This is a genomic window from Bacillus sp. CD3-5, assembly GCF_006349665.1.
GTDB lineage: Bacteria > Bacillota > Bacilli > Bacillales > Bacillaceae_G > Bacillus_A > Bacillus_A paranthracis.
Genome location: NZ_VEPX01000002.1, coordinates 403232 through 414912, shown reverse-complemented (window position 1 = coordinate 414912; position 11681 = coordinate 403232). Strand labels below are relative to the sequence as shown.

The following is an 11681-nucleotide window of genomic DNA, read 5'->3' as shown; positions in this document are numbered from 1 at the left end:
GATTTTTGTGTCGCGTATATAAATAATATGCGAAGAGGTGAGAGAGTTAAAATGAGAACTCGTATTGAAAGAACTGAAGAGGTGGTAGAGCAACTTCCGTTGGTAAGTGTATTAATTCCTACGTATAATCGTCCTCGTTACTTTGAAAAGGCGCTATGTAGTGTGTTAGAACAAACGTACCCTAATATAGAAATTATAGTTGGAGATGATAGCACGAATGATGAAACAGAAAAAGTGTTACAAAAATACTTATGTGATCATTCAAATATTATTTATATAAAAAACAGATCAACTCTCGGACAATTTGAAAATGCGCTCATGTTATTTAATGAAGCGAACGGTGAATATATAAATTTTTTAATGGATGATGATGTATTTCATGTGAATAAAATTGAAAAAATGATGAAGTATTTTTTCGATGATTTAGATAATGAAATTAAGCTTGTAACATCTCATCGTCAAGTCATTGATGATAAAGGGAAAGAGCTACGACATATTTATTCGACTGTCCGTTTATTTGAAGAGGATACGATTATAGAGGGAACAGAATTAGGAAATAAGGTAATTGTGGATCAAAAAAATTATATTGGAGAACCGACAACAGTTTTATTTCGTAAAAATGATTTACAAGAACCGTTTGGGATTTTTGATAAGAGGCGGTATTTATGTAACGTAGATATAGCTTCATGGTTATCTTTATTAAGTAAAGGAAAGGCAGTATACATAGCAGAGACACTGAGTTACTTTCGATTACATCCAGATCAACAGTTAAATGAATCTAATAAAATGATGGATGGATTAGAAGATTTTTCACATAGTATTATAGCTGGAGAAAAATATGGTTTCTTATCTAACGAAAAAGAGTTAGATGAAGCGATAACTAATTTTCTAGAATATGCAAGAAGGATAGTTCCGTCATCAATATTATATACATTAGACTATTATCAAAAAATTAAAGAAAAGAAAATAAACATAGAAAAGAAAAAACAACATATAAATAATAATTCGCCTTTACCGAAAGTAAGTATACTGATTCCTGCGTACAATAGGCCGTATTACTTGGAATTGGCGCTTAACAGCGCTCTGAATCAAACATATGAAAATATTGAAATTATTATTTCTGACGACAGTACAAATAATGAAGTCAATGCGATGATTCAACCGTATTTACGTGAATATGAGTGTATTACATATGTTAAAAATGAAACTCCGTTAGTTGCTGAAAACTTTAATAAGTGTATAGAACTTGCGAACGGGGATTATATAAACTTTTTATTAGATGATGATTTATTTCATCATGAAAAGATCGAGAGAATGATGAAATACTTTTTGACGTTAGAAAATATTTCATTTGTGACGTCTTATCGTGAACTGATTGATGAGAACGGAGAGATATTACCAGCCTCAACATTGAATATGAAAATTGCGAAAGAAACTACACTTTTTGAAGGAAAAGAGTTAGGGAATTACATATTGAAAAATTTAAAAAATATAGTGGGTGAGCCGACAACTGTTCTATTTAATCGAGATATGTTTGAAGGGAAGTTTGGGTATTTTAAAGGGAAGGCTTATTCTGCTATTAATGACATTGCAACTTGGTTAGATATGATGAGGAAAGGGAAAGTAGTTTATATAAAAGAGCCTCTTAGTTATTTTAGACAACATAGTGGACAAAATCAAAAACAAATGCATTTTATTTTAATGACAATTGACGAATGGATTGAATTAATTATAGATGCATATAATAGTGGTTTTTTAAGTTCTGAGAGGGATTATAAAGAGAGCCTATCTTATTGTTTAGAAAATGCAGGATTTATAGTTAAAGATGCAGTAAGAAATGGAGAACTAGATCAAATTTATAATGAAAAGATTAAAAAAGGATTAAACAAGCTAGTTGCTCATATATTTGAGAAAGAATCTTGTTATTGTCAATATTGCAATCAACAATTTGAAAAATTTTTACCTTGGCCAGCACATTATGATTTTCCGAAATATAAATTTGAGATGTGGAATAAAGATACAGGGATATGTCCAGTTTGTAGTTCAATGGATCGTGAAAGATTGTATCGTGCGTACATTGAAACGGAAACGGACTTGTTAAGTAGAAAATACACCATGCTTCATATTGCACCTGAAGCGAATGTAAGGGATTGGTTTAACGAGTATAAAAATATTACGTATGTATGTGGGGATATAGAACCAAAGGATCCATTAATGAAGGAAATTGATGTTACAAGTATTATATATGATAGTAATACGTTTGATGTAATTTTATGTAGCCATGTATTAGAACATGTTCTTGACGATGATAAAGCAATGCGAGAGTTATATAGGGTTTTAAAACCAAATGGATGGGGAATTATTCAAGTACCAATCGTAATGAATGTAGATTCTATTATAGAGAATAAATTAATTGTAACACCACAATTGAGAAAATTAGCTTTTGGTCAAGAAGATCATGTGAGAATTTATAATCAATCGGGATTCATTCAACGATTAACGAATGCAGGATTTAAGGTGGAATTATATAACATAGCTGAAAGACAAGGAATGAAAAGTGCGAGGAAATTTGGATTATCTGAAACAGATATGCTCTATATTGTCCGAAAATGATAGGAAGGAATAAATAGATATGGAGAATATTCCTTTTTTACGTGCTTCAACTGTACCAGTAATTGAGTATTTAGATGAATTGAAGGAAATTGATGCATCGCACATATATACGAATTATGGACCTATAAATCAACGTTTTGAACAAACAATTATGTCGGGATTTTTTCAGAACAGGGGAGCTGTTACAACAGTAGCAAACGCAACGTTAGGGTTAATGGCGGCCATTCAACTTAAGAAAAGAAAAAAAGGAAAGTATGCCCTCATGCCTAGTTTTACATTCCCTGCAACTCCATTAGCGGCTATTTGGTGTGGGTTGGAACCTTATTTTATTGATATTTCAATAGATGATTGGTATATGGATAAAACAGTACTCTGGGATAAGATTGAAGAATTAAAAGAAGAGGTTGCGATTGTTGTCCCGTACGCAACTTTTGGCTCATGGATGAACTTAGAAGAATATGAAGAATTAGAGAAAAAAGGTGTTCCGGTTGTCGTAGATGCGGCACCGGGATTTGGATTAATGAATGGAGGGATGCATTACGGTCAAGATTTTAGTGGAATGATCATATATAGCTTTCATGCAACAAAGCCTTTCGGAATTGGTGAAGGAGGGCTCATATATAGTAAAAATGAAGAAGATATACAACGTATTAAAAGAATGGGGAATTTCGGATTTGATACAAATCGTGAATGTACGATGATGGGGTTAAATTGTAAAATGTCTGAATATGCGGCCGCGATTGGGATTGCAACTATGAAAAAATGGGATGACAAATTAAAAGAACGCACCCGTATTTCTGAATGGTATAAACAATTGTTACAAAGTAATGGGTTAATGAAAAAAGGGTGGCAACTCCAAAAGACAGAAGCAGTTATTCAGCAATTTATGCCTATTCTTTGTCCGGAAGAAGTTCGCAACAAACAAGTAATCGAAGACCTGAAAAAACAGAAAATAGAAGCTAGATTATACTTTTCGCCCTCTTGCCACCAACAAGTTCTTTTTAGAAACTATAAGTCTACAGATTTAACAAGAACGAATAAAATAGCAAAACGAATAGTAAGTTTGCCTTTATGGGAAGGAATGACGAAAGAAATAGTAGAACAAATTGTAATCTGTTTAGGACAGAAGGTGGTGTCGGCAGATGAATAGTTTTTATAGTCAAGAAGAGCTAAAGAAAATTGGATTTTTATCTGTTGGGAAAAATGTATTGATTAGTAAAAAAGCAAGTATATATAATCCAGGTGTTATATCAGTTGGTAATCATGTAAGAATTGATGATTTTTGCATTTTAAGTGGCAAAATCACAATTGGAAGTTATTCGCATATATCAGCGTATACAGCGTTATATGGAGGGGAAGTTGGAATTGAAATGCATGACTTTGCAAATATATCAGCTAAAACCTTAGTATATGCGGTACTTGATGATTTCAGTGGAAATACTTTAATGGGGCCAACTGTCCCGAATCAATATAGGAATGTGGAAACAGAAAAAGTTATTTTTAAAAAACATGCGATTATTGGCGCTGATTCTATTATTTTTCCAAATGTAACTATAGGAGAAGGCACAGCAGTAGGTGCGATGAGTATGGTGAAAGAGAGTTTAGAAGATTGGTATATTTATGCTGGAGTTCCCGTAAGAAAAATAAAACCTCGTCAAAGAAAGATGCTGGAGTTAGAAATTGATTTTTTAAAAAACATTCATTCTTAACAAAAAGAAGGAATGTTTTTTATTTTTATGGTGCAGCAGAGTGTGTATATAAACGTATTATGTTTTAAATTTTGCTGACCAAGGCAATACTGAGCCATAGTGAATGTAAAGTTAGAGGGCGAGCGTATATGTTTGATGAGGATGGGATTGTTTTAATTATGGAACCGGCTGATGAAAGAAATTTGAGGAGATTTATTTTTTCAGTACCAAAGTCAGTGTATGAAAAGAAGGGGCTTACATTACACTATGGAACAGCTATAGGACAAGGATATACGGATATAATTGAAGATATTATTAGCGTACATATAGAAGTAGATGTTGTAACAGTAATCGGGCATGTAAGAGGGTAAATAGCTATTTGAAAAAAGGTTATAAGTAATGTAGCTAGAAGTTAGGATAGAGAAACTTACAGACAATTATAAAGACGAAGGGAGCCTAAAATGAAAATAAAATCAATTTTATTAGTATTTATAGTTACAATTGGTTTGATGGGATGTTCACTCGTTGAACAAGGAAAGAACTCCATAGATTATGCTCAAAAAGCGACAGATTATGTAAATGAAATAAGTGCGTTTGCAAATGATGCACCAGCATTAGCTGAAAAGGCTGTTAATGATAGTGAAGCTCGAAAAGAATTAGAAGCGAAGCTTAGTGAAATTAAACAAGATATACCCGTTTTTAATGAATTAACACCGCCTGATGTAGCAAAGGATCTTCATCAGCAAATCGTCGGATATAACGAAAAGTTAAATACGTTAATTGATACGGCGATGACAAAAATAGAAGAAGGGAAAGTGAATGTAGAAGAGTTTAAAAACTCTGAGCTTATGCAGACGGTAGATCAAGTTCGAGATTTGAAAGATAAGGTGCAAAATTTAGGTCAATAGTAAAAGGCTCCGTTTATCACAAACGGAGCCTTTTACTATTGGATACAATAAACGATTACACCAACGATAATAATCATGTTGCCGATGAGTTTACGTTTCGTTATTTTTTCCCCTAGGAAATACCAACCGAAAATTAATATGATGATATAACTTAAGGATTCTAATGCTGATGCTTGTTTTAATGCCATTCCCTTCATGGCGATAACATTTAATCCAGCGTTAATTACAAATAAAGAGTAGCCAATAATAACATAAGGATTCACATATTCTTTTATTCTAGAATCGTATTGTTGCAAAGTAGCTTTTTTTAATAATATTTGTGAGTAATTAGCTAAAATTATCCCGAAAATAAATAATAACATATAACTATTCATCTTTTGTCACCACCACAATTCCGACGATAATAATAGCTGCACCAAGTAAATGATTCCACTGAATCGTATCTCCAAATAGAAATACTGACCAAAGCATTGACCATAGTATAATAATCCCGCGATGTGAATATGCTTTTGATATTTCGAAATGTTTAATTACTTGTTGCCATAAAATTGCATATCCAAATAAAAGTATAACTAGTCCGAAATAAGCAATAAAAAATGAGATGGAAGCAATGGGAAATTTAGCCGCCCATTTCATGTAAACCATAATGATAGAATATATCAAAAAAGCTACATGTAAAAATAAGTAATTTTTAATAGTTGGTTTCATTTATTCACTCTCTTTTGCATATAAATATATATTTATACCTAATTTTTCTAATGATAGATATTGGAACGTATTTAGTTTAATCTTTCACATTCCAAATTATATAGTATCATGGCTTTTATTGTAAAACAATAAAAGCCATGTATTCATTTTTTCCAAGGTTCTACAATATGTATCGTTTTATTTGTTGCATCTGAATACCCAATCATTATTTTAGGGTTATTTAGAAAAGCATCATAATCAATATAAGGTAATAAGGAATTTGAATTCATGCCACCAATTGTTGACATGATACAAGAAACATTAGGATTTCTTATTAAAGCATTTAGTTCCTCAGCACGCTCTTGTATACTACCCGAACGATAATAATCATATCGACCTGTTAGTGAACCTTCTAATATATGAAATCCTTTCTGTTGTAAGTAAGATTTCGCTCGTTCAAATCTTTTAGGAGAAGTGTAGGTTACTGGAGAAGAAGGTGAGTAAATCCCAATTGTGTCTCCGTATTTTAATGATTTTGGAAGTGGCATTTGTATGAATCCCTTCTATTAATAGTTTTATTCATAAGGATTTATCATTGAATATTCTTATATTTCGGTATTGTTATTGTAACATACATGCATTGAAATAATAATTGCTGTAGATGAATAAATATGCTTTTTACCTTGACGATATAAAGGGAAAGTTGTTATGGTTAAATGTGAGTGTATAAAAGGTTTGTTAAAGGAGTTTTGAAATGAAGCGGTTAAAATGGGGAAGGCTGACAGTCCTATTAGTCATTGTTTTAGGGATATGTTGGTTCTTATTCCAAGGAACTCAAAAGAGTGCAACAAGTATAGAGGGACAACCTTTACAAGTGGCAGAACTACCTAAAACAGGATTAGTTGAAAAAGTAGTCCCACCAAAGTACATACCACCGGAAATTGATGCAAAAGCAGCTATGATTATTGATGCGAGTAATGGAGATATTATTTATCAACATAATGAAAATGAGGCTTTTGCGCCAGCAAGTATGTCTAAGATGATGACAGCATATCTTCTATTAGAAAATGTACATAATGGGAAAGTTCGCTGGGAAGATCCGGTGAAAATGAGTGCGAAAGCGGCACAAACAGAGGGAGCGAGAATCCCAGTACAAGTTAATGACACATTAACTGTTAAAGATTTATATCATGCATTAATGATTGAGTCAGCTAATAATTCAGCTGTGGCTTTAGCAGAACATATGGCAAAATCGGAGAAAGATTTCGTTCAGCTTATGAATGCAAAAGCGAAACAGTTAAAAATGTCGGAACATGCTAAATTTGCAAATGCTTCTGGATTACAAGAGCCCGATGGAAGTGAAACAAAAATGACGGCTGGTGATGTAGCAAACTTGGCGTATCATCTTATAAAAGATTACCCAGAAATATTAGAAGTGACTCACTTACGTCAAAGTCAGTTAGCATTTAATAATATTAATGTTATAAGTACAAATGATATGTTAAACAAAAATAATAAAGCTTTATATATAGAAGGAATAGACGGATTAAAAACAGGATTTACAGATAGCGCAGGGTATTGTTTTACGGGTACAGCAAAACAAGGTGATACTCGTATTATTACAGTTGTTATGGGAACAAAAGGTAAAACAAAGCGTTTTACAGAGACGAATAAGCTAATGTCTTATGCATTTGGCTTAGTTAATTAAGTGAAATACTGAGTTGGATCATCATATAAGAAAGGCAATTTGTTGTTACGTACTATCGGTAACAACAAATTGCCTTTTATTTTTTAGCTCTAATAAAGTAAAAAGGTAAAAAATGTGAGTGTTATTATTTGAGTTTATTATTGTTTGTTTATATTATAAAGTTAGAAACTTATTAATGATAAGTTTTGAGGGGCATATGATGTGTACATAGGAAAAAGCCTCAAATGAAAATTGGAGGGAATTATGATGGCAAAAGATTTTTACTCAGCAATTGAAGACAGAAGATCTATTTACGCAATTAGTAAAGAACAAGTAGTTTCTGATGAAAAAATTCAAGAAGTGATTTATCATGCTGTAAAACATACACCTTCAGCTTTTAACTCTCAGAGTGCTCGTGTTGTCGTCTTGCTTGGAGAACAACACGATAAGTTATGGGATATTACGAAAGAAACGTTACGGAAAATTGTACCTGAAAATAACTTCGCTTCTACGGAAGAAAAAATGAATGCATTTAAAAGTGGTTATGGAACAGTTCTATACTTCGAAGATAGTGAAGTGGTGGAAGAACTGCAAGAAAAATTTGCATTATACAAAGAGAACTTTCCAATTTGGTCTCAGCAATCCTCAGGAATGTTACAATTTGCAATTTGGACAGCTTTGGAAATTGAAGGGTTTGGTGCTACATTGCAACATTACAATCCATTAATTGATGAAGAAGTGAGAAAAGAATGGGGAGTTCCAGAAAATTGGAAGCTTATTGCGCAAATGCCGTTTGGTAAACCGGTTGTACCTGCAGGTGAAAAAGAATACCAGCCTTTAGAAAACCGTGTGAAAATTTATAAATAATGTAGGAACGAGTGGGGGAATTGTTTATCCCCCACTTTTTATAAGTAGTAAGGATTTTTTTGATAGGAATTTTTTATCTGATTTTTTAATTCGTTTTTACGTGTTTCAATAGTTGATATTTTTTGTAAGGTAATAATTGAAACGAATTGAAAAAAAGCATAGTACAGTTCTATATTTTTATTTATAGGATCATCTATTATGTTTTTCATAAATATACCTCCCTTTTGATTCCACTATTTGCAAGCAATAAAACGATCATCTTAAAATTCAATTGCTTTCCGTGTAGGGTAAATAAAATGTGTATAGATTAAAACGCTACTATATATATGATAATATAAATAACCTATAAATTCCATAGACAGCTAAAAATGGGTAGCGGAATGTGTACATTCGTCAAATTAGAACAGAATTTTTGAAGTTAAATCTTACAAATCGTCAAATCTTTTAAAAGTGATAGATAGTATCAAAAATAGTTTTCTAAAAATATTATACTATTGATAAAAAAAGTGTTTTTTGTCATGATAAGAGTATACTTCATAGGAGGAACTATACTAGGAAATACATTCTTTGCATTGTGTTAGATGAATAGAATTTTTTAAGTGGATAGAAAATATATACTAAGATAATGAATGGTATGTCGAATTTTCAATAAAATACATAGGAAATATAAAAAAAGCATTGCAAAAAGAGTAAGTTTAATGGTAAAGTTCACATGAAGTTCACACGGATTTCACTTCGTTCGTTTAAAATGAACTCTGTGTGAAAAATAAAACTCTTGTTAAAAAATGGAACTTAATGAATATTTTACTTTGATAATATTGTAAAGTATTAAGTTTATAAGTTTTTTTTAAGAGGATAGTAGGGAAAGGAAGTAAAGACAACTTATGAAAAAAGTAATTGCAGGTTTAGCAGCAGCTTCAGTAGCAGGTGTTGCAGTTCCAGGTATGGATTCTGCTCATGCACAAGTTTCAAACGAAGCGCTAAAAGAAATTAATGGACAAACTCAAACACAAACGACTGTAACTGAAACAAAAACTGTAGAAACAAAATCTGACTTAAAATACACAGTAACTGCTGATGTATTAAATGTTCGTTCAGGTGCTGGTACAGGACATAGCGTTATTTCTAAAGTAAAACAAGGTCAAGTACTGCAAGTAATTGGACAAGAAAACGGTTGGTTCAAAGTAACTGTAAACGGTCAAACTGGTTATGTAAGTGGTGACTTCGTAACGACTGGTGGTAAAACAGGAGCTACTGTTCAACAAGGAACTGGTACTTACACAGTAAACGTTTCTTCACTTAACGTACGTACAGGCCCAAGTACATCTCATACAGTATTAGGCTCTGTAAATAAAGGTAAAACAGTACAAGTTGTTGGTGAAGTACAAGATTGGTTTAAAATCAACTTCAATGGTGGAACTGGATACGTAAGCAAAGACTTCGTAACAAAAGGTGGTTCTGCTGTATCTAACCAAACACAACAACCAACTACAAACAACAATACTACTACAGTTCAAACTGGTGGTTCTTATGTTGTTAACACTGGTGCTTTAAAAGTACGTACAGGCCCAGCTACATACAACGCTGTAATCGGTGGTGTAACAAACGGTACAGTATTAAACGTTACTGGCGCTGAAAATGGTTGGTACAAAATTAACCATAACGGCCGCACAGGTTACGTAAGTGCAGACTTCGTTAAGTTTGTAAAAGGCGGAGTAAACAACGTTACAAATAACAATAACGTTACAAATAACGTTCAACAACCAGGTAAAGACGTACAAAAACCAACAACTGGTGGAGATACATCTTCAATCGCTGGATTCGCTAGATCATTAAATGGTTCACCATACAGAACAGCTGGTACAACACCTGCTGGTTTTGATTGCAGTGGATTCATTCACTACGTATTAAATCAAACTGGTCATAAAGGCGCTCGTCAAACAGTTGCTGGATACTGGAGCTCTAAAACAAAAACTAGCAATCCACAACCAGGTGATTTAGTATACTTCCAAAACACTTATAAATCAGGTCCTTCTCACATGGGTGTTTACTTAGGAAACGGTCAGTTCATTAGTGCAGAAACTGATGCAACTGGTGTACGTATTAGTTCTGTGAGTAACTCTTACTGGAGCAAGCACCTATTAGGTTACACAAAAGCATACTAAGAAAAAGTAGATTATATACTTTTCGTATAGAGAAAAGGCTTTCCAGGGAAACTTGGGAAGCCTTTTTATAGTTTAATAAATTGGGATGTAATAGTTTTTACTGTAACTTCCCGTTTAAAAATCGAGCGTATAGATCATGAAAGTAGTTGGGGCGGAATAAGTTTGCTGCATGTCCTGCTAACGGTATTTCTTTATATAAAACGTTAGGAAGAATGGACTTTAAATCAAAAAGACAAGATTTATAGAGATGATCATGTTCGCCCATTACCCATAGAATAGGGTGGGGAAGTGATTTTAATTTAGATTTTAAATCGAATTCTAACCGGTGACGTAATGATTGAGCAATAATTGATGAATGTAATTGCAATCCGAACCGATAATAAATATTTCTTGAAATGACTGCGAACGGATTTGCCTTTAGTATGCCACTTGGAAAAATGGTATTTGCGTATTGAGAGAGCCATTTAGAGTAATCGTCTCCTCGCTTCTCCCAAAACTTTTGAAATACGTTATATAAAAGGGAAGGGTTATTATAATGTCCACCAATATGACAAATGCTCAAAACTTTTTCTGGATGCATTTGTGCAAAAATGGTAGAGATATAACAGCCGTAGCTTAAAGCGCAAATATGAGCTTTTTGAATGCCTTCTTTTTCGTATAAATTCAATAATTGATCAACGAGACGCTGTAATGAAAATTCGATAGCTTCTCCTTTATCATCGCCGTGACCCAATAAGTCATAAGTGATAATGTTGTAAGAGGCGGAAAATCGTTTATGCTCTTTTTTGAAAGCACGACGATTGCCGACTAAACCATGAATAAAAATAATTGTTTCCTTTTTAGAATGTATATTTGTTTGCAAAAAGGATACTCCTTTCAATAACTGGAGATTTATATAGTATTGTAAATTAGTTATCTATCATTCACATAGAATAATATTAAGTACCAGGTAATAATATCAGATATTTATATCTGTTGTAAAGATGAGTTTTTATGTATATTTTGTAAAAATAGAAAAAGTGTGTTTACATTCAGTTTACATTTGTATTGTATTCTATTTTTAGAA

At 32.7% G+C, this 11681-nt stretch carries 13 protein-coding genes; 8 read left to right on the top strand and 5 right to left on the bottom strand.

Annotated features, from left to right (window positions below):
• The first annotated feature begins 51 nt into the window (after nucleotides 1-51).
• The 5 genes from FH036_RS07170 to FH036_RS07150 all read left to right on the top strand — a co-directional run bounded on the left by FH036_RS07170 (nucleotide 52) and on the right by FH036_RS07150 (nucleotide 5209).
• Nucleotides 52-2613 (top strand): glycosyltransferase, encoded by a 2562-nt coding sequence (locus FH036_RS07170; RefSeq protein WP_139895569.1) that lies wholly within the window; start codon nucleotides 52-54, stop codon nucleotides 2611-2613.
• A 19-nt stretch (nucleotides 2614-2632) separates the two neighbouring features.
• Nucleotides 2633-3763: an aminotransferase class I/II-fold pyridoxal phosphate-dependent enzyme gene (locus FH036_RS07165; protein WP_000427945.1), complete on the top strand. Its 1131-nt coding sequence runs from the start codon at nucleotides 2633-2635 to the stop codon at nucleotides 3761-3763.
• Nucleotides 3756-4322: an acyltransferase gene (locus FH036_RS07160; protein ID WP_001084179.1), complete on the top strand. Its 567-nt coding sequence runs from the start codon at nucleotides 3756-3758 to the stop codon at nucleotides 4320-4322. Before FH036_RS07165 ends, FH036_RS07160 begins: the two co-directional genes overlap by 8 nt.
• 128 nt (nucleotides 4323-4450) lie before the next feature.
• The gene (locus FH036_RS07155; RefSeq protein WP_000459104.1) at nucleotides 4451-4672 is read left to right on the top strand and encodes a hypothetical protein; all 222 of its coding nucleotides are present in this window, start codon (nucleotides 4451-4453) and stop codon (nucleotides 4670-4672) included.
• Nucleotides 4673-4762: 90 nt separating this feature from the next.
• Nucleotides 4763-5209 carry a DUF6376 family protein gene (locus FH036_RS07150; RefSeq protein ID WP_000695208.1) on the top strand — a complete coding sequence of 149 codons (447 nt, stop codon included), beginning with the start codon at nucleotides 4763-4765 and terminating at the stop codon, nucleotides 5207-5209.
• Between the two features lie 35 nt (nucleotides 5210-5244).
• On the opposite strand, the gene FH036_RS07145 is transcribed toward FH036_RS07150, so the two are convergent.
• From FH036_RS07145 to FH036_RS07135, 3 genes are all read right to left on the bottom strand, one after another.
• Nucleotides 5245-5583, bottom strand: coding sequence for an EamA family transporter (locus tag FH036_RS07145; protein ID WP_001089868.1), 339 nt, complete (start codon nucleotides 5581-5583; stop codon nucleotides 5245-5247).
• A complete protein-coding gene (locus tag FH036_RS07140) occupies nucleotides 5576-5917 on the bottom strand; it encodes an EamA family transporter (protein ID WP_000805122.1) in 342 nt (113 codons plus the stop codon). Before FH036_RS07140 ends, FH036_RS07145 begins: the two co-directional genes overlap by 8 nt.
• A gap of 143 nt (nucleotides 5918-6060) precedes the next feature.
• Nucleotides 6061-6444, bottom strand: a complete 384-nt coding sequence (locus FH036_RS07135) for an LD-carboxypeptidase (RefSeq protein ID WP_001130819.1) — start codon at nucleotides 6442-6444, stop codon at nucleotides 6061-6063.
• 206 nt (nucleotides 6445-6650) lie between these two features.
• On the opposite strand from FH036_RS07135, the gene FH036_RS07130 reads away from it, so the two are divergent.
• Entirely contained in the window at nucleotides 6651-7604 is a 954-nt protein-coding gene (locus tag FH036_RS07130; protein ID WP_000825886.1) for a D-alanyl-D-alanine carboxypeptidase family protein, read from the top strand.
• A 243-nt stretch (nucleotides 7605-7847) separates the two neighbouring features.
• Nucleotides 7848-8450, top strand: a complete 603-nt coding sequence (locus FH036_RS07125) for a nitroreductase family protein (RefSeq protein WP_001993708.1) — start codon at nucleotides 7848-7850, stop codon at nucleotides 8448-8450.
• Between the two features lie 38 nt (nucleotides 8451-8488).
• On the opposite strand, the gene FH036_RS07120 is transcribed toward FH036_RS07125, so the two are convergent.
• Nucleotides 8489-8659 (bottom strand): hypothetical protein, encoded by a 171-nt coding sequence (locus FH036_RS07120; protein ID WP_000789342.1) that lies wholly within the window; start codon nucleotides 8657-8659, stop codon nucleotides 8489-8491.
• Between the two features lie 675 nt (nucleotides 8660-9334).
• Between FH036_RS07120 and entFM the strand changes: the two genes are divergently transcribed.
• Nucleotides 9335-10615, top strand: coding sequence for an enterotoxin EntFM (gene entFM / locus FH036_RS07115; protein WP_000755517.1), 1281 nt, complete (start codon nucleotides 9335-9337; stop codon nucleotides 10613-10615).
• A 97-nt stretch (nucleotides 10616-10712) separates the two neighbouring features.
• Here entFM and FH036_RS07110 read toward each other — a convergent pair whose 3' ends face one another.
• On the bottom strand, nucleotides 10713-11477 hold the full coding sequence (locus FH036_RS07110) for an alpha/beta fold hydrolase (protein ID WP_001194311.1): 765 nt from the start codon (nucleotides 11475-11477) through the stop codon (nucleotides 10713-10715).
• Nucleotides 11478-11681 lie beyond the last annotated feature (204 nt).